At 59.0% G+C, this 20,123-nt stretch carries 20 protein-coding genes; 2 read left to right on the forward strand and 18 right to left on the reverse strand.

The window, feature by feature from the left end:
* Positions 1-15: 15 nt before the first annotated feature.
* The 4 genes from purU to AB4Z13_RS10220 form a co-directional block, all read right to left on the reverse strand.
* The gene (gene purU / locus AB4Z13_RS10205; protein ID WP_310379717.1) at positions 16-900 is read right to left on the reverse strand and encodes a formyltetrahydrofolate deformylase; all 885 of its coding nucleotides are present in this window, start codon (positions 898-900) and stop codon (positions 16-18) included.
* A 214-nt stretch (positions 901-1,114) separates the two neighbouring features.
* Complete coding sequence (locus AB4Z13_RS10210) at positions 1,115-2,131, reverse strand: acyltransferase family protein (RefSeq protein WP_439017052.1); 1,017 nt, start codon at positions 2,129-2,131, stop codon at positions 1,115-1,117.
* A gap of 54 nt (positions 2,132-2,185) precedes the next feature.
* Positions 2,186-3,457, reverse strand: coding sequence for a hypothetical protein (locus tag AB4Z13_RS10215; RefSeq protein ID WP_439017053.1), 1,272 nt, complete (start codon positions 3,455-3,457; stop codon positions 2,186-2,188).
* 1 nt (position 3,458) lies between these two features.
* Complete coding sequence (locus AB4Z13_RS10220) at positions 3,459-4,514, reverse strand: glycoside hydrolase family 5 protein (RefSeq protein ID WP_439017054.1); 1,056 nt, start codon at positions 4,512-4,514, stop codon at positions 3,459-3,461.
* Between the two features lie 130 nt (positions 4,515-4,644).
* Between AB4Z13_RS10220 and AB4Z13_RS10225 the strand changes: the two genes are divergently transcribed.
* Positions 4,645-6,267, forward strand: coding sequence for a GumC family protein (locus tag AB4Z13_RS10225; RefSeq protein WP_439017055.1), 1,623 nt, complete (start codon positions 4,645-4,647; stop codon positions 6,265-6,267).
* A gap of 70 nt (positions 6,268-6,337) precedes the next feature.
* Complete coding sequence (locus AB4Z13_RS10230; RefSeq protein ID WP_439017056.1) at positions 6,338-6,664, forward strand: hypothetical protein; 327 nt, start codon at positions 6,338-6,340, stop codon at positions 6,662-6,664.
* Positions 6,665-6,717: 53 nt separating this feature from the next.
* On the opposite strand, the gene AB4Z13_RS10235 is transcribed toward AB4Z13_RS10230, so the two are convergent.
* The 14 genes from AB4Z13_RS10235 to rfbF all read right to left on the reverse strand — a co-directional run bounded on the left by AB4Z13_RS10235 (position 6,718) and on the right by rfbF (position 19,835).
* Entirely contained in the window at positions 6,718-7,410 is a 693-nt protein-coding gene (locus tag AB4Z13_RS10235) for a metallophosphoesterase family protein (RefSeq protein ID WP_439017057.1), read from the reverse strand.
* A complete protein-coding gene (locus AB4Z13_RS10240) occupies positions 7,407-8,384 on the reverse strand; it encodes an ATP-grasp domain-containing protein (protein ID WP_439017058.1) in 978 nt (325 codons plus the stop codon). Before AB4Z13_RS10240 ends, AB4Z13_RS10235 begins: the two co-directional genes overlap by 4 nt.
* An 11-nt stretch (positions 8,385-8,395) precedes the next feature.
* Positions 8,396-9,271 carry an NAD-dependent epimerase/dehydratase family protein gene (locus AB4Z13_RS10245; RefSeq protein WP_439017059.1) on the reverse strand — a complete coding sequence of 292 codons (876 nt, stop codon included), beginning with the start codon at positions 9,269-9,271 and terminating at the stop codon, positions 8,396-8,398.
* Positions 9,268-9,999 carry a class I SAM-dependent methyltransferase gene (locus tag AB4Z13_RS10250; protein ID WP_439017060.1) on the reverse strand — a complete coding sequence of 244 codons (732 nt, stop codon included), beginning with the start codon at positions 9,997-9,999 and terminating at the stop codon, positions 9,268-9,270. The genes AB4Z13_RS10245 and AB4Z13_RS10250 overlap by 4 nt, the downstream gene beginning before the upstream one ends.
* Before the next feature lie 131 nt (positions 10,000-10,130).
* On the reverse strand, positions 10,131-11,288 hold the full coding sequence (locus AB4Z13_RS10255) for a class I SAM-dependent methyltransferase (RefSeq protein WP_439017061.1): 1,158 nt from the start codon (positions 11,286-11,288) through the stop codon (positions 10,131-10,133).
* Positions 11,285-12,142 carry a phytanoyl-CoA dioxygenase family protein gene (locus AB4Z13_RS10260; protein WP_439017062.1) on the reverse strand — a complete coding sequence of 286 codons (858 nt, stop codon included), beginning with the start codon at positions 12,140-12,142 and terminating at the stop codon, positions 11,285-11,287. Before AB4Z13_RS10260 ends, AB4Z13_RS10255 begins: the two co-directional genes overlap by 4 nt.
* Positions 12,139-12,864, reverse strand: coding sequence for a WbqC family protein (locus AB4Z13_RS10265; RefSeq protein ID WP_439017063.1), 726 nt, complete (start codon positions 12,862-12,864; stop codon positions 12,139-12,141). Before AB4Z13_RS10265 ends, AB4Z13_RS10260 begins: the two co-directional genes overlap by 4 nt.
* Before the next feature lie 78 nt (positions 12,865-12,942).
* Complete coding sequence (locus tag AB4Z13_RS10270; protein WP_439017064.1) at positions 12,943-13,698, reverse strand: cephalosporin hydroxylase family protein; 756 nt, start codon at positions 13,696-13,698, stop codon at positions 12,943-12,945.
* Positions 13,699-13,729: 31 nt separating this feature from the next.
* Positions 13,730-14,878 (reverse strand): DegT/DnrJ/EryC1/StrS family aminotransferase, encoded by a 1,149-nt coding sequence (locus AB4Z13_RS10275; RefSeq protein ID WP_439017065.1) that lies wholly within the window; start codon positions 14,876-14,878, stop codon positions 13,730-13,732.
* Between the two features lie 116 nt (positions 14,879-14,994).
* The gene (locus AB4Z13_RS10280) at positions 14,995-16,239 is read right to left on the reverse strand and encodes a glycosyltransferase family 2 protein (RefSeq protein WP_439017066.1); all 1,245 of its coding nucleotides are present in this window, start codon (positions 16,237-16,239) and stop codon (positions 14,995-14,997) included.
* On the reverse strand, positions 16,236-16,778 hold the full coding sequence (gene rfbC, locus AB4Z13_RS10285) for a dTDP-4-dehydrorhamnose 3,5-epimerase (RefSeq protein WP_439017067.1): 543 nt from the start codon (positions 16,776-16,778) through the stop codon (positions 16,236-16,238). The genes AB4Z13_RS10280 and rfbC overlap by 4 nt, the downstream gene beginning before the upstream one ends.
* Positions 16,775-18,010, reverse strand: coding sequence for a methyltransferase domain-containing protein (locus AB4Z13_RS10290; RefSeq protein WP_439017068.1), 1,236 nt, complete (start codon positions 18,008-18,010; stop codon positions 16,775-16,777). Before AB4Z13_RS10290 ends, rfbC begins: the two co-directional genes overlap by 4 nt.
* On the reverse strand, positions 18,007-19,071 hold the full coding sequence (rfbG, locus tag AB4Z13_RS10295) for a CDP-glucose 4,6-dehydratase (protein WP_439017296.1): 1,065 nt from the start codon (positions 19,069-19,071) through the stop codon (positions 18,007-18,009). Before rfbG ends, AB4Z13_RS10290 begins: the two co-directional genes overlap by 4 nt.
* Positions 19,062-19,835: a glucose-1-phosphate cytidylyltransferase gene (rfbF, locus tag AB4Z13_RS10300; protein ID WP_439017069.1), complete on the reverse strand. Its 774-nt coding sequence runs from the start codon at positions 19,833-19,835 to the stop codon at positions 19,062-19,064. The genes rfbG and rfbF overlap by 10 nt, the downstream gene beginning before the upstream one ends.
* Positions 19,836-20,123: the final 288 nt, after the last annotated feature.

Consider the following 20,123-nt stretch of genomic DNA (forward strand, 5'->3'; position numbering starts at 1 on the left):
AGCGGGTTGTTTACCTCAACCCATGCGTTCGGAGGCGTAGCTTCCGGGGCTTGCAGGGAAGACGATGGTGCGGTTGCCGTTCAGGAAGACCCGGCGGTGGATATGCGCATGGATGGCGCGCGCCAGCACCTGGCTTTCGACATCGCGGCCGATCGAAACATAGTCCTCGGCGCTCTGCGCATGCGTAATGCGCGCCGTATCCTGCTCGATGATCGGGCCTTCGTCGAGATCGGCCGTCACGTAATGCGCTGTCGCGCCGATCAGCTTCACGCCGCGCTCATAGGCCTGTTTGTAAGGGTTGGCGCCCTTGAAGCTAGGCAGAAAGGAATGGTGGATGTTGATGATACGGCCTGACATCTTCCGGCACATCGCATCCGACAGCACCTGCATGTAGCGGGCAAGCACGATGAGTTCGGTGCCGGTCTGCTCGACGATGTCGAGGATCTGGGCTTCGGCCTGCGGCTTGTTTTCCTTCGTCACCTTGATGTGGTGGAAGGGAATGTCGTGGTTGACCACGACTTTCTGGTATTCGAAATGGTTGGAGACGACGCCGACGATGTCGATCGGCAGCGCACCGATCTTCCAGCGGTAGAGCAGGTCGTTGAGACAGTGGCCGAAGCGGGAGACCATCAGAAGCACCTTCAGGCGCTCGCTCCCGTCATGTACCTCCGCATCCATGCCGAACTTCTCGTAGATCGGCTTGAAGCCTTCGCGGATCTCGGCAAGCGTTGCACCCTCTTCGGAAATGAAGCTGACGCGCATGAAGAACTTGCCGGTATCGAGGTCGTCGAACTGCGAACTATCGATGATGTTGCAACCCTTTTCGGCGAGATAGGTCGAAATCGCCGCCACGACGCCGCGCGTCGACTTGCAGGTTACCGTCAATACGTAGTCCGTCATGTCCTCTTCCCTCTCTTAAGCCGCCGGGCCGTCCTTAGATCAAACCCCCGGCCGCGAACAGGCCGGCAAGCTTTCATTTCTGCAATAAATTGCAAGCCGAACCTTCATGCCTGCGGCATTTGCTTTCATGGCCGCAAGCTTATGACAGGACGCGCGGGATTCCGTTCTGCCTGCGCCGTTCGAAATCCCGTCCTCGCCCTCTGATAGTTTGAGGTCAGACGGCCGGCCGGCTGGCGACCCGGGCTTTTCTGCGCGGCGTGATGATTTCGTGAATGATCGCTCCCACGATGGAGGAGAGCGCGAGGCAGAGGATCACGAAGATGACAGGCTGCTGAAGCGCGCCGACCGGGAAATGATTGGCGATGATCCGGAGGAAAGCCAGCGTGAAGGCATGCGTGATGTAGATCTCGTATGAGGCGTCGCCGAGATAGTTGAGCCAGCGCACAAAGGGAAGTTTCGAAAAGTCGATGGAAATAGCGCTATAGACGATGAAGATTGCCGGTATGCCCCAGCCATAATAACGGTCTCCAGGCCGCACCAGATCCTCGTTGATGAAGAGGAAGGCGAAGCCGACAGCAAGCAGAACCCAGGCCCAGCGCTGCGGCAGCAGAAGCTTCTGGCCATAGAGCCAGCCGAGCGCCACGCCGGCCAGGAATTCCAGGATGATGGGTTCGCCATAGAATTTAGTGGCTGTCGTTTCCGGCAGCAGGTGGCAGACGATCAGGATGGCTGCAAAGGCACCGAAGAGGGCGGGCAGGCGATAGTCCTCGCGGATCGGCAATAGCAGCGCGAAGACGAAATAGAAGAACATCTCATAATTCAGCGTCCAGCCGGGCACGATGACGGGCGCGATCATCGTCGGGTCGACCGGATTGATCCACGGCAGGAACAGCATCGAGGCCATGAGATGCGGCAGATCGAAAACGGTAGACTTGAGAAGCGACGGTGCGATAAGCGCGACAGCCGCCGAAAATAGCGTCGCCAGCCAGTAGAGCGGCACGATCCTCTTGACGCGCTTGCGGACGAAATCGACCGGCGTCATGTTTCGTCCGCTTGTCGTCAGCCACATCACGAAGCCGCTGAGCACGAAGAAGATATCGACACCCGTTTCGCCATAGATGAACGAGGTCGCGTCTATGGCGGGATTGACCTTGGCAAGCTGCAGGATCGCGTGGAAATAGACGACCATCAGCGCCGCGATGGCACGCAGATATTGCAGCTGGACAAGCATCTGGTGTCTTGCTCCCACAGGCTCTGCGGATCGCCCTTCAGGCAAGCCGCTTCGTCAACTCAGTACATTTGCCGGACGACCCTGCCGGATACGTGGCGTGTCGCGGAAACGCATGAACCCGATGACAAGCCAGACGAGACCGGCGATCTTCATCGAGAAGATTGCCGTTCCCCCGATCATCATATTCAGAAAAATGAAAAGAGAAAGTGAATGGGCGCAGCGCCTTTGTGCCGGGGTCGTGCCCGCGGGAAACAGGCAGACGAAGAGCCAGAAGGCGATGACGCCGAAGATCGTTGCGCCATAGACGAGGTAGACATAGCCGCTATCGGCGAATTCGGCGACTTTATCGACGGAAAGCCCGAGGATCGCCAGTGGATCGAGATCCATCAGTTTCTTCATCGTCAGATTGATGCGCCCGGTAAAATTGTCGCCGATCGCATTGGGGTCCTTCATGTAGACAAGAAAGCCGGCGCAAACGATGAGCGGCATCAGCGCCAGATTGAAAGCCTTGGGGATTCTGGGAAAGACGAAATAGCCGCCGATACAGCAGATGCAGAAGATGAGCATCGTGCGGGTATCATTGGTCGTGAGGATCAGCAGCGCTGTCGCAATGGCCAGCGCCCGGTCGATCCGCGTCAGCCGGTCCCACATCGAAATAAGGTAGATCGCGATCACGCCACAGAAATTGGCGAGCGACACCTGCTCCAGAAAGATCGAGGACGAGCGGTGATCGATGATGCCGAATGAGAATCGGCCGGGAAAGCCGAGTGCATTCTGGAACAGGCCCGTCGTGTTGAAACTGAGCGGCTTCAGCCCGCGCGTGTTGGCGAAATAGTCCGAGGGATGCACGATACTGACATAGAAGGGCACGCTGATGATCTCGAAGATCAGGAAAAGCAGCACCATGAAACACGCCACACGGAAGATCAGCTTCAGCGTCCGCTCGTTGCACCAGCCTCCAAGCCCCGTGAAGCAGAAGATGATCAGTACGTTGCGGAAATGATCGATGAAGGCCATGCGGTTGATCACGCTGACATAGACCGTCACGATCAGCGTGAAGAGCATGAACAGGAAGGCCGGAAGGTCTTCCTCATAGATCCCCTTGTGCAGGATGTAGATGATTGCGCTCGCCATGATCAGGCCTTCGCTGGCCGCCACGTGCGTCATCGAAAGTGGCATGACGTTGTGGTTTATGAAGGCCAGGATGCCATTGTAGAGAACCGAAAGCAGCCCGAGGATCAGAATCGGGTAATCGAGGCGCGCAGCCGGGCTGGCCGCACCAGCAACCGTTTCGAATCTCGTGCTTGTCTCTCCGACTGCTGCCATATCACTTCCCCGCCGGCTTTACCGCTGCGCAGACGGGCGCATGTTTGGGTACCATTTGCTCAAGCAGCCGCATTTGCGGGCGCTCAGGCGTGTCACGCGGCTGCACGTTGAAAGGTTCGTTGGCCGGCCACCATTCGCCAGCCGCCCAGTAGGAGAAACCGATCCACGCATCGCTATTGTCGGACATGGTGGTGAACATCATCTTCAGGCCATCGAGGCAATCCGCATTTGCAGACGCGCCAAATTCACCGAGGAAGCCGCGTTTGCCGTTCTTCTTCAGCCAGGCGGTCACATTAGTGACGGCATCGGTCGCGGCCTTTGCGCCCTCGCAGGTCTCGTGCGTGCCCGAAGAATCCGCGTCGAGATACTGATGGAATTCATAGGCGTAGAAATCGAGCGGATCACGCACGCCGAGCATGACGGTTCCGTTCGCGCCGCCGATCACATCGGTTTCCCAGCTGGCAGCTCCGCTCCAGGCCGTACCGGGAACGAGGATGAGATTGCGCGCGCCAACCGCTCGAATGCCGCGGATAGCGGCGTTGGCGGCTTTCAGCCAATCGGTCGCGGGAATGTCGTGCGGCTCGTTCATCAGCCCGAAGAGCACGCCGTCCTGGTTGGCAAATTCGACGGAAAGCCGAGCCCAGAAATCGGCAAAGGCTGCGTTCGCTACGGGCGGCTTGCCGACCTGATCCTTGTCATAGTAGCCGAAATTATGCGGATCGAGCAGCACGCTCATCTTGTGCTTGCGAACCAGTGCTACCGTATCCTTCAAGCGCTGCAATTCATCATCGTCGAGCCGCGCACCAAGCGTCGGCTGCAGCCGCTCCCAGCGGAAGGGCAGGCGGATAATCGTCATGCCCTTCTTGGCGAAATAGCGGATCGTTTCTTCGGTCGGGTAGGTGTAGTTCGTGCCGTAGACGCCGCCGCGCTCGCCATATTCGGCGCCGGAGAGGTTGACGCCGTAATAGCAAAGTGGTGCGCTCGCGGCATGGGCGGTGGACGAAATGGTGATGACGGCGGCAACCAGCAGCCTGTGCAGCAGTCTTTTCCGTTTCATGGCTATCCTCGCGGGTCGCGGCAGGTCGCCACGTCGGCTTCAATGCCGTCATCTTAACGGTCCGTTAGCTAAGAATTTCTAAAGTCGCTCTGTCTCGGCCATCCTTTCCTGCCGGGCGGATGCGGTGTTTATGAATCAGTATGACGGGAACAGGGTGAGCCGCCTGCCTGCCTGGCGCAGTTATGAGTCGTCTCAGCCTGCGCCTGAAGGCACCCGTGCGCGCAGCCCTATCATCCGGCCGACCGATTTCGTTCCGCCTCCACCGGCTCCCGAGCCTGGTCCTCTTCCGGTTCGCCCTGCAGCGTCGGAAAGCCGCCCCGCTGAGCCGCCACGCCGCGATATTCCTGCCATCCCCGAACCCTCATCAGCGCCTGAACCCGTGGTCCAGCAAGCACCTGATGTCGTCGGACCATTGCTGGATATCAGATCCGCGGTTGCCGCCATCTGGAGCAGGCGCCTGATTATTGCCGGTCTTTGCCTCGTCGGTGCCGCTGCCGGCGCGGTGATCGCGCCTCGCATTCAGCAAAAATTCACTGCCGTTGCCGCCCTCTATTTCGATCCGCGTCAGATCGGACTTGCCGACAGCGGCGCGCAGACCGCGGCCCCGTCACCGGAAATGATTTCGACGCTGATCGATAGCCAGGTTCAGCTGCTGACCTCGGGCAACGTATTGCGTCGCGTAGCCGACGCCATGAAGCTCGATCAGGATCCGGAATTCACCGGCGGCAGGACGGATGGTGCCGCTATCATCGGCGCTCTTCAAAAGGCCCTGCTGATCACGCGTGAGAATAATACCTATGTGGTCTCGCTTGCCGCGACGACGCACGATCCTGAAAAATCCGCAAAGCTCGCGAACCAGGTCGTCACCTCCTTCATGCAGGAGGAAAGCAGCGCATCAACCGGCCTTTATGAGACCACCTCCTCAGCGCTCGGCGGTCGCCTCGACGATCTGCGCCAGAAGGTGCAGGAAGCGGAGCAGGCGGTCGAAACCTTCCGCGCCGACAACGACATGGCGGCGACCGAGGGCAATTTGATTTCCGACCAGCGCCTTTCGTCCCTGAATACGCTGCTCATCACCGCCCAGGAAAAGACAATTCAGGCTAAGGCCCGCGCCGATGCCGCTGCAAATCTGCGGGTCGAAGATATCGTTGCCGGCAGCCAGACGGATGGCGCCACGGGCACATCGCCGCTCGTGAGCCTGCGGCAGCAATATTCCGCCCAGGCCGCTGTCGTCGGCAGCCTGCAGAGCCAGATGGGTTCGCGTCATCCGCGCCTTCAGGCTGCGCGCTCTTCGCTCGACAGCATCGGGGTGGAAATCAGGGGCGAGTTGCAGCGGGTCGCGACCTCGGCAAGAGCCGAATACGAACAGGCCAAGAAGGCCGAAGACGATATTGCCAAGGAACTGGCCGTGCAGAAAGCCCTGCAAGCCACGACATCGGACAAGCAGGTTCAGCTGAACGAACTGCAGCGCAAGGCGACTGCCGCCCGTGAGCTTTACGAGGCCGTGCTGAAACGCTCGGGTGAGACCAGCGAAGAGCAGAACCTCAACCAGAGCAATATCCGCGTCGTCTCGCCAGCCGAAGTTCCTGTTAAGGCGGATGGGCCGAGTAAGAAAATCATCATGGTCGCAGGCGTGATCGGTGGCTTGCTTGCCGGCTTTGCTGTCGGCGCCGGTTTTGCAATCCTCGCCGGCCTCTTCTCTCACCCCGTCATCAGGAGCTATTTCCGCAAGCCTGCTCGCGCTTCCGCTTGATGGCGACTTCCAATCTTCCTACATCCTGAACACGGGTACTGAACGAAGGACGCCCGTGAAAGAGGTTGTGATGCGGTTCGTTGCGGTTCTCCTGCTGTCGCTTGTTGCCGGCGCTTCGGCTGCGCCCGCCTTTGCCATCGATTGGCAGAATTCCGGCAAGCAGGCCGCGCAACCGCTCTATCCCTACAAGGATCTTCCGGGCGTAAAGGCCCAGCCGGATAAGAAGGTGGAGGAGTCGTATGATTGCCACACCGAGACGGTGCAGATCCGCCGCCGCCATGACCAGATCTTCCGCTCGGGCGGCATGCCGACACTGATGTATGTCTGCGAACGCGACGGTGTGATTTCGATGGACAGCCGCGTGCCGCTGCGCGGCCACTACCAGCCGGTGCGGTGAAAGCCGGAGGTGGGTACTGCTGACAGCCTTAACCTGAAGCCGACTTTTAGCCGTCAGGCAGCTGCCAGGGAGATCTTGTCGATCCGGCCACCGATCTGGGCTCCGATATAGAGATTCTCGTAGCACTTTGCCGGAAAGCCGGTCTGTCGCATATGAAATGCCGTCCGGTCGATATCGTAGTCGACACGATGCAGATCGATGACATCGCCGGAAAGCGTGGCGAAGGCGGCGCGCGGGTCGCCATCGCGCGGCTGTCCGACGGCACCCGGATTGCAGAATTGCTTCCCGCCCAGTTCCAGCAACGTCTGGACATGGGTATGGCCAGCAAAGAGGATCGATGCGTCGTCCGGAATGTCGCCAGGCCCGATCTCATAGAGATATTGATCGATAGGGTCCCGCATGCCGCCGTGGTAGAAATGGATCGGACTATTGGAGATGAAACTCATCGAAGTCGCCAGCCATGTGACCTGCTCCGGCGAAATGATCGTTCTCTGATAGTCGGTGATATCCGAAACCAGCTTCGAACGCGGGCATCCCTCGCCACTGACGATATAGTGGTCGTGGTTTCCCAGAACGTTGACGATCCCGCGAGCACGCAGCAGATCGATACATTCGCCTGGCTGCGCATAATAACCCACGACATCGCCGAGCGAGATGATCCGGCGGCATCCGAGTGCATCAATGCGTTCCAGCACCGCCTCGAGGGCAGGCAGATTGCCGTGAATATCGGAAATGATTGCGATCATGTCACCACATAGTCTTCATAATATCGCCAGCCGCGACCCGAGCGGATCTCCGGTGCTGCGGGCCGTTTGCCCCAAAGAAAAAGCTCTACGGCCATGAGGGCTTCGTTGTATGCGAAGGCGGTGCGCAGGGAAGTACTGCTGGAAAACCGGGGATTGATTTCGAGAAGATAGGGGATCTCGCCATCCACGCGGAATTGATAGTTTGTCGGTCCCAATGGCTTGAAAAGGCCGGCGATCGTCTCGACCGTCTTGGCCAGAACCGGATGCTCGACGACTTCGGCATATTGGGTATTGCCGGCAACGGACAGCTTACGACGGAAGATGATCGGCGGCAGGCCGGTGCCGTCGCCGAAGCCGAAGGCGCCGACGGTAAATTCCGTGTCGTCGCTGCCGATGAATTTCTGGATGAGAAAATCGTCGGTGCTTTTCCTGCTCCAGTAGGCAAAATCATGCTCGTCCCGAAGAATGGCGATGCCGCGCGATCCGTTTCCGCGCCGGGGTTTCAGAAGTAGCGGAGGGGCGCCAAGACGATCGATCGCACCTTCCCAGTCCGCACTCAGGCAACTGGGTATGGCCGGCAGGCCGAGGCGCTGAAGCCCTTCGCCGAAATCCCATTTGTCCTGCGCAAGTTCGATCAGATCGGGATTGTTAAGGACGACCCGAGCGTTTGTCTCCTGGGTCAGGGCCCGATTTCGATTGAAGAACAGTACGTCCGACTCCAGCCCGGGGAACACGAGATCGACATTTTCCCGAATCAGAAGATTTTTCCAAAAGTCCAGATATTCGGGGCTGTCTTCGCTGCATGGTGGCTTGGCGGAGAAGTCGTCGCACCAGTATCGGCCTATACCGTTCGCATCGCGATCTACGCCGATGATCCGGATAGATAGTCCGGATTTCCGTAAGGAACTCGCGATTCCTTGCCCGATGATGGCGCCGACCGCGGTAACGACGACCGTGATAGGAGCTGTCTTCATGCCTGCTGCCGTCATGTTATATCCATAGGTCCGAAAGCCTTTGAGGTCCCCGCATCCCGTATCATGCCGACGCCGTCTTTCATTGTGATCGAGGGCAACAAGTTGAGTTGGCTGAATGCCTGTGCGCCATCGGGGAAGTTTATCCGCCGGAACGGCGCCTTTTCCGGCGCTTCGATAACATTGCCGCCGAGGCCAAACGTGTCGTAAGCGACCACCGCGATTTCATCGCAGGTCATCGCTTCCGGATGGGAAATATTCAATATGCCGGTAATCTCGATTTGGCCGGCGCGGATCATCAAATCGGCGGCATCCCTCACATGAAGGAAGTTTCGGATACCAAGCGACCGGGGCATGCGGATATTTTGGCCACGTGAGGTGTACGCGATGATCCGGCCGAACCAAGCCTGGTGGCTGCAGCAGCGTCCCTCCATATCGTAGATCTGCGGAAAACGCAGGCTGCAAAACCGAAACCCTTGTTTTTGCGCCGCCCAGGCAAGGACTTGCTCCGCGAGACCCTTGGTCAGACCATAGGATGTGAAATTGCCTGGATCCAAGTTCTCGTCGGAAGAGGCTGAGCCTGCATAAACAAGAACGCTGGCGCCGAGCTCCGTGACCAGCTGCGCGACATCGACAGCGCTGGCAGTATTGACGTCGAAATTCTGCCTGCGCCCCTTGTCACTGTCGTCGGCAAAATTTGCTGCGCAGTGAAAGACGATATCGGCGGAAAGTCCTTCCGGCATTTTGGCCCCGGAGACGCCGAGATCAAGGAAGATATCGTCTGCACTCGATCGTCCCGCGGTCAATGTCTTGATATCGAGCGCCCGCAGCCGCTCGATAATCTGGCTTCCCAGCATGGACCGCGGAGCAATGACGAGGGCTGTCGTCATGCCGCTTCGGCTTCCATCAGCAAAGCAACGCAGAGATCGGGAAATTCGATGCCGACGTGGAGCATCGCTTCGAGATTTTCCTGGAAATCCGGCAGTGTTTTGAGAACGCCGAGCGGAAGCGGCTTAAGATAGATCCCTTCCTGGTAGGTCATCGAATACCCGTGACGTTCCAACTCCTGCTGGAACGTATCGCGGCAATATTGCCGACGGTGCCCAAGTGCCAGATCGTTCGCATTCAGGCTGTAGATGTCGTCGATCTTGCCGAGTTCGACCCCGAGTCTCCGGTTCATCGACTTTGCGTTTGGAACCGCTGCAAAGAGCTTGCCGCCCGGCTTCAGGAATTTTCTGAACCGGTCAAGAACCAGGCCCGGATCCTCGACATGCTCGAGAACAAAGCCCATGACGATGACGTCGAAGCGCTCTTCCGTATCGAAGTCCTCGAAGTAGGAGAAGACAACCTCACCCGAGAAGTCAGGGCTCTTCTCATTGAAGAGATCGATGACGACCTGCGACCCTTCGATGATGACGTGGCGATCGCAGGCAGCGTTGAAGATGCCAGGCGTGTATCCATGCCCGATGCCCAATTCCAGCAGCGAGCCGCAATGGCCGAAGCGCTTGATGATCCGCTCGGGGTACCAGTTGAGGATAAGATCGTTCTCGATCGCCGTTGCACCGTTCGGACGATATTCTGACGTTACCGCATCAAGGTTTATGGCTGCTGCTGTCATTATACAAATTCCTTCGAGTCGATGGTTCCCGAATGTACCGATATGGTTCTTTCGGTTCCGCAGTTGGCGACGACGATCGTCCGGCTCATGGCCCTTTTATAAGGCCCCAGGCTTGCTGGTAGCTTCGCACGCTAGCCGTCGATCCAGACGAGGTTCAGTCCGGAGCGATGCAGACTTGGCTGCTGCGCGATGGCTGCCTTTGCTTTAAGGGGATTGAGTCCGACAAAAACCACGTCGACCTCGTCCGCGAGGGTCGCAGGCGCTATGACCGGTCTGCCGAAATGGCTGGTCCCCTGCAGGTTGGGGTTCTGGTCGAGGAAGACGCTGAGATCGACTTCGCTTTCGATCCGGCTGCAGATCCAGCTTCCATAAAAGCCGGAGCCGTAAATTGCCGCGCGGCGACCGGCAAACTCTTTCGCCGCCTCGTCGAGACGGATGGCGGCTTGTTTCCAGAAAGCACAAATCTCTCTGGCGTTCTCTGTCGCCGTAACGATCTCGTCCCTGTCCACGATCAGGCGAACAGAATCGGCTGCACGTTTCGCAACGACGAAGAATGCGCCAGGAAAAACCTCGCTGTCGATCGTATCGACGCTGAAGCCGGCAAGGCTGAAGGCCCGTTTCAGCGATGGGATGCTGAAATGGTTGAGGTGATCGGCAACCGCCATGTCGCCTGGATTGGCGGCGACATCCGGCATCGACAGCAGAAGACGTCCCTCAGGAGCAAGGAGATCATGCAGGGCCCTGAGAAAGGTGACCGGCTCGGGCACGTGTTCGATGACGAAATGGCTCATGATCGCATGGAAGCGACCAGCCCATTCGGCCGGTATCGTATAGGACGCCTGATCTTCCGGTGCGACCCATCCCTGCCAGGCGGGCTTGTAGTCGGCGCTGACGTCGAAGACGTGCGGCCGCAGATCCGGCCTTGCCTTGTGCATCTTGCGCAAGGTCGTCGATTTTGCCGCGCCGTAGTCAAGGATGGCGGCGCCCTGCGGTAGGTCGAGCAGACGCAGGCTCACGGCCGCCTGATGGTCGGTGCGGTAGATCGGCTGATCGTCTGCACCGATGGCGAAAATCTGGTCGTGATCGTCCGACTCCATCGATATCTGGTAGGACGTATCGTAGAAGGCCTGGATATCGGGCAGATCGCCGGATTGCGCATGCCCGCATTCATCGCAAACGAAGGCGAGCGTCGGAATATCGACGAACGCCATGGTCGTTGTGAGCGCCGGCGCCGAAGCCTCGTATGCGGCTTCGGCGATATGCGACCCGCAGACGCGGCACGCTGTCATATGGTGTTCTCCCCATCGGTCACCAGTTCCGGCAGGATCTTGCTGAAATCAACGCCGGCGGCGAAGGAGCCGCACCAGCCGATGCGAACGCCGAGCGGTTCGGCAAAATTGAAATACCGGAACTGAATGCTCCACCGCGGTGTCTTCGAAACGTTATGGCCGCCCTGATGCATTGTCAGGAAGTCCATCAGAATGAGGTCACCCGGTTTGGGGAGTGGCGCGACGACGTCATATTTCGCCAACCGTTCGTCGACGCGATCCATGAACAGTGCGTAGGCGCCCGTCTTTCCAAGACCTGCGCTATCGCGATAGACCGGGATCAGGCCCTCGGCATGGGAGCCTTCGGCGATCTGCACCGGACCCATTTCAGGGGTGACCGGTAGTAGCGGCGTCCAGAAGACGATACCATCAAGGCTTCTCAACTGGCCCGGAAATTCCTGGTGCCATTGCGCGCGGAATTTCTCTTCTCCAGGATTGTCGATACGGATGCCGTAACCGCCGGCAGCGATGCCCGGCACGGACCCGGGTCGCAGATCTTCGAATATCGTAGCATTCTTCGCTTTGGTCACGAGCTGCATGAAGGCGGGGATCTGCTTCACCGCATCATAGACTTCGCCGCCCCACGAACGGTTCTGGGCGATCAGCTTCGGATAGGCGATCGTCATGGCCTCATGCGTGGTTTCGGTCGGGGCGTCGACGCCGTACTTCCTGCAGATGGCTTCGACGATCTTGCGAATACCTTCCTGGATAGGCGCGATGTCGGTCGCCGGATCGTAGAAACCGCGGATGACGAGGTAGCCTTTGCTGTCGAATTCAGCGCGCAGGCTGTCGGTGAACGTTATTGCGTCGGTCATGATGTTACCGTTTCCTCCTTCAGGAAGTCTTGCCACGCCACGGTGGTCGGGATGAGACAGTGACGTGCCTCCGGACCCATTCGGGCGATTAGGTCGAGTACAGAAACATAGGGAGTGAAAGAGCCTGCCGGTTGCGGCCAAGGGGTGCGGCTGTAGTCCATGTAGTCCACCTGCACGCCAGCTCGTTCGAAAGCCTTGTGATCCATATAATTCGCCGCGCCATGGCCCGTGAGATAACGGTTGCCTCCAGCCTTCAGAACGATGTCGAGCACGCGCTGCCAGGAAGTGCCCTCGACACCCATATCGCTGGTTTTCCCGATTGTCCGGTTCGCACCGACGCTGAGATAGCGGGCTGGCTCCTCGATGCTGGCGATCAGCAGCTCCACCAGGGAGGAATGGCTGTAAACGCTATCAAAGATCGAAAGAGCATCGTCTATGAAGGGCGCACCAAGCAGCGACTGGCGCAGCAGGGCGCGATGGCTCGCCTTCCAGTCCTCGCCTGCCGCAGCAAGCTCTGAAATCTTCTGGAAGCTGCCCTTGCCGGCAAGCGGAATCGTCATCCAGCAGCGGTCGTTACCACGTAGAAGCTGGATGCGGTTGGTGAAGCTGCCTTTCGAAAACTGCGTATCGTCGAGATAGATATAGCTATCGGCGATCATGAGCTGTTCGAAGAAGCCCGGCCAGGGAAACAGCATGGGTTGCGTAATGACGACGGCAGTCATGTCACACCTTCTCCAGTCGCTGCTCGGATGGCATCACGTCGCGCGTCATGCCGCCGGCCACATGCCGATGGCCCTCCGTCATTTGCCGATGCATTTGAGATATCCTCCCGGCGAGCTGGAAAGCACCAGCTTGCCGTTTAGCGCTTCGTCGGTCTCGAAACGATCGGTCTCCTCGAGATACATGTTGAGCGCCGTGTAGGGCTCGTCACCGGGATGCCAGATTTTCGAGCGCCTGTTCGGGGTCAGAGCCGTATCTTTTCCGTAGCCGAGCAGAGTATCGGCAACGACGATATACTGGCCCTCGGTGACCAGCGGGCCGTAGCAGCGCAGCTCGTCGAGAACGTGGTCGCGGCTGTGGTCGCTGTCGAGTACGACCATGACTGAAGCGCCTGCCGGAATTTCCGCTTTGACCCTGGCAAGCGTCTCGGCTGTCGTCGAGGGGCCTTCTATGAGGGTGATCAACGGCGAAAGCGGATGTTTTTCGATGGAATCGCGGTTGTGGGCGCGGATATCGATGTCGACGCCGATCACCTTGCCCTTGCCGATCACCTTCAGCAACGAAGCCATGAAGATCATCGAGCCGCCGCGCGCCACACCCGTTTCGATGATGACGTCGGGCTTGGTGTTCCAGATCACTTCCTGGGTGGCAATCACGTCGGCTGGCATCTGAATGATCGGCACACCCATCCAGGACCAGAGGTAGGCGTAGTCATACTTGTCGAGCGCTACCAGCGTGTTCAGCGAATGCTGAAAGGCTTCCTCGTCCTTGCCGAGAGCAAGCGACATTTCGCGCTTATGGGCTTCGAATTCGAGGCGATCGTCCTTGGTGGTCATAACTCTTTGAAACCTTCTGTATATTCTGCGCTCAGGCCGATTGACGGAGGTGAACGGCGCCATTGTCTTGATGGCTGCGGACGACCGAGATCAGTGTTTCCGCCACGCGGTCGATATCGGCCTCGCTCATGTCGTGATAGCTCGGCAGGTTGATCGCCCGCTCCGGAATGCTCCAGGCGTTGATGTTGGCCTGCTTTTCCGCAAACATCGAAAGGCTGGAAAGCGGGTGGAAGAAGACGCGCGCATCGATATTGGCGGCTTCGAAGGCCTGCTGCAGCACTTCGCGGGTGATGCCGGTGGCGGGATGGAAGACGGCTGTCGGCATCCAGGCGCCGTTGATCGTGCCGGTATATTCCGGGTTCATGCTGATGCCGTTCAGGGTCGAGAGCCGCACCATATAGGCTGCCAGGATCTCCCGCTTGCGGGAGACGAGCTCCTCGATGCGCTCCAGCTGGGCGCAGCCGAGCGCCGCCTGGATGTTCGACATCTTGTATTTGAAGCCGATTGCGTCCGGCCAGAACTGCTTCCTCTGTCTGCGAGCGCGGCCGTGATTGCTGAGCGTCAGCACCTTTTCATAGAGATCGGCGTCGCTCGTCACGAACATGCCGCCTTCGCCCGTCGTCAGCGTCTTGGTGCCGTGGAAGGAGAAGGTGCCGAAGACGCCCATGGAGCCGGCACGCCGGCCATGCCAGACCGAGCCGATCGCCTCCGCCGCATCTTCAATAACAGGGATGCCGGTGCGGCGGCTGATGTCGAGCAGCGCATCCATGTCGCAGAGATTGCCGTAGATATGGGTTGCGATGATGGCGCGTGTGCGCGGCGTAATCTGGCGCTCGACCTCCGCCGGGTCGATGCACCAGGTATCGGGAAGCACGTCGACGAACACGGGCTCGGCGCCCAGATGCTTGATCGGTGCAACGGTTGCGATCCAGTTCGTGTCGGCCAGGATCACCTCATCGCCGGCACCGATGCCAAGCGCGGCAAGACCCATATGCATGGCGCCGGTGCAGCTCGACGTCGCAATCGCGTGGCCGGTGCCGAGATAGGCGGCAAATTCCTTCTCGAAGCGGATGATATAGTCGTAGCAGCGCGCACCCCAGCCGTTCGCAGCAGCATCGGCTGCATAGCTCGTTTCAAGCTCGGTGATCGACGGTTTGGTGTAGAATATCCTGTTGGTCATGCCTTAATTCTTTGTGATGGGGCTGGGACTCACGCAATCGGGGCACACTGAACTCTGTAAAAACTAGGGGGTGAAACTGGCGCGAGGCTTTGCAGCGTCGGACGCAATTTCAGGCATCAGACGAGCACGTGCTGCGTCAGGTCGGTTTCGATGAAGATAAGGTTCGGCTTGTAGCCGAGCTTTAGGAAGTTCTCGCGCCGCGGCATGTCGGCGGCAAAGATCGCCGTCTTCTCCAGAAGAGCCGGATCGTGCGTCTGCGGGTCGGCGACGATTTCGATCTCCGGCAGCAGGCCGATGTCGCGCAGCATCTCGCCGATCGATTTCGGATCGGCCATGCCGCTGAGAATCAACCTGTTGATACCGGCGGTCGCGTTGACCTGATAGGTGAGCGTCTGGATCGCCACTGCCATCGGGAAGCTGTGACGAAGCTGGGCGACTTCCGGATGTTCGCCGAGCCCGCCGAGCGCCATGCGGGTATAAAGCTCGTAGGCCTTGATGAAGTCCTTGCGCGCTACCCAGAAACGGACGGCAACCGACATGCGGTTCAGCGTGAAGATCTTGCACATCTCGTCGTAGATGGTGCGCGCCTCGCGGCTGGTATTCAGCTTGCCGCGCTTGGCGGCGATATAAAGGAAGTATTCGAGACCGCCACGATACTTGTCCCAGGCGGTCATCACGTCGTCATTGCCGGCCTGCTGGCGTGCCGGCGCGATCTTGGAAACCGCTACCGAGCGATAGAAGGGCTGCTTGAGGAAAGTGACGGCACCCTGATCGACGAAATGGGCGAGATAGGAAAAAGCCCAGAAGCAGAAATCGCGTGGCACCCAGGCGGAGCGCAGGGCAGAGGAGCGATAGATGCCGATCTCAGGAAAGATGTGTCCGTTAAAGATGAACTGGAAGAGCTCTATGAAATTCTGCTGCGGAAACTTGGTGTTCTCGGCGATCTCATAGAATTGCGAGAGGTCCCGATCGTGGACTTCATCATAGAGATACCAGGGCGCCTGGCACGCGACGACATCCGGATTGGCGTCCAGATAGGTCATTGCAGCTTCAACGCCGGCAGGCACCAGGAAGTCGTCATCAGCGAGGTAGATCGAATATTCGCCGACCGCGTGGTGGAAGGCGCAGGCAAGGTTCGGGCCTGACCCGCCGTTGACGGCGCGGCGGTGATAATGAATAGGCAACCCCTTGGCGATGAATTCCTCGACAACCTGTGTCGTGTTGTCGGTAGAGGCGTTGTCGGAAATGACAATCTCGTAGGGGAAGCTGAAATTGTAGCTCTCGCAATGCTCCAGTGCGTTTCTGAGATAAGCCTCGCGATTGTAGGTCGGGATGCAGATGCTGAGTTTGATACCGCTCAAAGGCTCGTCTCCTGGCTGTAGCTTTCAAGCGCGGCGTCGCGCTCGCTGATGACGCTCGGCATAAACGGCCAGGCGATGGAAAAGGCGGGATCGTCCCAGCGGACGCCGCGGGCAAGCTCCGGCACATAGACTTCCGACATCTGGTAGAAGAGCTCGCAATCATCCTCGAGCGTCAGGAAGCCGTGTGCACAGCCGGCAGGTATATAGAAGGCGTTGTAGCTGTTGGCATCGAGTTCGACCGAGGCCCATTTCAGATAGGTCGGCGAATCCCGTCGCAGATCAAGCGCCACATCGAAGACCCTGCCGCGTGTGGCGCGCACCAGCTTGATCTCCGGTCGCGGCTCGGCCTGATAGTGCATGCCGCGCAAGGTACCCCGCTTGTGGTTCTGCGAGACGTTGCACTGCGGGTAGACAGGCACGAGACCGTGGTCCGCGAAGCTCTTGGCGTCGAAGGTCCGCGCGAACAATCCGCGCTCGTCGGAGCGCCCGTCGACCTCTACGATAAAAGCACCCGAAACCGCGGTCGGAATGAATTTCATCCGATCACCGTCAGTTCAGGCACGGCGACGGCGAAGCGTCCGCCCCAGGCGTCGACCCTGCTGTTGGCCGCAACGACTTCGTTCTTGATGTTCCAAGGCAGGATCAGAATGTAGTCCGGCCGTGTCTCGTCCATCTTCTCCGGCGCATAGATCGGCAGCTTGCTGCCCGGCAGGAAATGCCCCTGCTTATGCGGGTTACGGTCGACCACGTAGTCGATGAGGTCGGTGCCGACGCCGCAGAAGTTCAGGAGCGTATTGCCCTTGGCAGCAGCACCATAGGCAGCGACCGTCTTGCCGTTACGCTTGGCTTCGTTGAGGAAGGCGAGCAGCCCGTCCTTGATTGGCGCGACGCGGCTCTGGAAGGCCTCGTAGGTTTCGACCTTGTCGAAGCCGGCAGCCGCCTCATCTGCGCGCACCTTGGCGACGCCGGGGCCGGTCGGATGAGCGGTAGAGGCCGCCCTGCAGGCAAGCACGCGAAGGCTGCCGCCATGCGTTGGCAGTTCTTCCACGTCGAACACTTTCAGGCCGTGCGCCGCGAAGACCTTTTCGACTGCCAGCAGCGACAGATAATAGAAATGCTCGTGATAGACGGTGTCGAACTGGATGTTTTCCATTAGCCGCAGTAGATGCGGGAATTCGACGCTGACGACGCCATCAGCCTTCAGCACGCCCGAGAGCCCGCCGACGAAATCGTTGATATCGGGGACATGCGCCAGCACGTTGTTGCCGATGACGATGTCGGCAGCAAGGCCGCGGGAGACGAGATCGGCAGCCGTTTCCTTACCGAAGAAGCGAGCTTCCGTTGGCACGCCGACCTGCCGGGCGACCTCAGCAACGTTCTCGGCCGGCTCGATCCCGAGCACGGGCACACCGGCCTCGACGAAGTGCTTCAACAGATAGCCGTCATTGCTCGCCACTTCGATGACCTGCGATTTGTCGTCGAGGCCGAAGCGTTTGCGGGCCATGATGGTGAACTGACGGGCATGCTCCACCCAGCTATCGCTATAGGAAGAGAAATAGGCGTAATGGCTGAAAATGTCTTCCGGCGGGACGAAAGCATCGGCCTGCACCAGCCAGCATTCGGAGCAGACGAAGGCGCGCAGCGGATAGGACGGTTCCGGCTGCTTGAGCTGCTCTTCCGTCAGATATGCGTTGGCAAGCGGCGTCGAACCCAGATCGACGAAACGATGTTTCAAGGGAGCGCCGCAGAACCGGCAATTATGCGCTGTCATGATATTGCTTCCTCATAGGCTGCGATCTGGCTCAGCGAGAAGGCTCGCATGTCCGCTCCTTCGCGGTTGGCCTTGTACCAGGCGGCTGTCCAGTCGATTGTCTGCTGTAGCGTCAGGCGTGGACGCCAGCCGATGGCGGAAAGCGCCAAGGCCGAGCTCAGCGTAAGGGCCGGCGCTTCCGGCAGATGCGTTCCGGGTGCGAGCTTCCAGACATCGTTGACCCCATGGGCAAGGCCGAGCGCCTCGGCAAGTTCGGCAACGGTTGCGAAACTCTGCGGATCCGGACCGAAATTGAGCGCCTCGGGCAGCTTTTTCTCATCCGCAAACGTCAGCACTTCAGCGAACGCTAGATAACCGCCGAGTGGCTCCAGCACATGCTGCCAGGGACGGATCGCCTCGGGATACCGAAGCAGGATCGGCTGGCTACTTTCAAAAGCACGGATGAAATCCGGGATCAGACGATCCTTGGACCAGTCGCCACCGCCGATTACATTCCCGGCGCGCGCGGTCGCGACGCGGATGTCGCGCCCCTTGAAGAAGCTGTCGCGATAGCTCTGGACGACGAGTTCGGTGCAGGCCTTGGAATTGGAATAAGGGTCCTTGCCGCCGAGCGTATCGCTTTCGATAAAGGGAACGCCGCTGCCATTATTGGCATAGACCTTGTCGGAGGTGACGACGAGAACCGTCCTGACCGAGGGCGTATCGCGGACTGCATCGAGAACGTTCGCGGTACCCATCACATTGGTTGCGAAGGTCTCGGCCGGATTTTCATAGGAGCGCCGGACCAGCGCCTGTGCTGCCATGTGGATGACGATTTCGGGCTCGAATTCGATGAGGCGCTGCTTGAAAGCCGCCGCATCCCTGATGTCGGCGATGTGGTGGCCCTGCCCGTTCCAGGGCGAAAGCCGCGCATAAAGAGAGGGACTGGTCTCGGGTTCGAGCGAGACCGCCGCCACTTCCGCACCGAGCTTTTCCAGCCACAGCGAAAGCCAGGATCCTTTGAACCCGGTGTGTCCCGTCAGGAACACGCGCCTGCCATTCCAGAAATCCGTCAGGCCCATATCTTCCACGGTGCCTTTCCGGAACTCCAGAGCTCCTCGAGCTGGTTGCGTTCGCGCAGCGTATCCATTGGCTGCCAGAAGCCGTCGTGACGGAAGGCTGCCAGCTGCTTGTTGGCCGTCAGCCACTGCATCGGACCGGCTTCCCAGATCGTGTCGTCGCCTTCGATAAGGTCGATGACGGAAGGATGCAGCACGAAGAAGCCGCCATTGATGCGCTGGCCGTCGCCCTTCGGCTTTTCGATGAAGGCGGTCACGACATCGTTCTCGATATTCGTCGCGCCGAAGCGGCCCGGGGGCGTCACCGCACACATCGTCGCCTTCAAGCCGTGGCTGCGGTGGAAGGCGATCTCCGAGCTGATATCGATATCGGCAACGCCGTCGCCATAGGTCAAACAGAAGGGCTCGTCCGGGTTCAGGTGGTCGCGGATGCGCCGGATACGGCCGCCCGTCATGGAGTTCATGCCGGTATCGACGATGGTCACCTTCCAGCTGGGCTTTGAGCCCTTGTGATATTCGATCGCGTTGGTGGCCAGGTCGACGGTGATGTCGCTGTGATGCAGGAACAGATTTACGAAATATTCCTTGAGCATATAGCCCTTGTATCCGGCGCAGATGATGAAATCACTCAGGCCGTGATGGGCATAGATGTTCATGATGTGCCAGAGAATCGGCTTTTCTCCGATCTCGACCAGAGGCTTAGGTCGCACGCTGGTCTCTTCGGCGAGGCGCGAACCCAGACCACCTGCCAGAATTACGACTTTCATCCCAGGCGAACTCCAAAGTGTCTGATAATATTCATTGCCGCCGGTATGCGCCTGGCGAATATGTCCGGTATGCGGGCAACGATCTCGACTGAGCGCAACGGCAGTAACTTCATCGTGATGCCGGTATCCGATTTCGTTCTTGTGCGAGGCTTGCCTTAGCCAGCGCGAAAATAACCAACAACCGGGCGGTTTCCGTCCGCCCGGCTGAGTGGTTTCCCGATAGTCTCTTGGAATTATTTGCTATTTTGCAACGCTCTGCGTCGACGCTGCATGCCTATGATTTTTGAG

This window comes from Rhizobium sp. YAF28, from assembly GCF_052113285.1.
Taxonomy (GTDB): Bacteria; Pseudomonadota; Alphaproteobacteria; order Rhizobiales; family Rhizobiaceae; genus Rhizobium.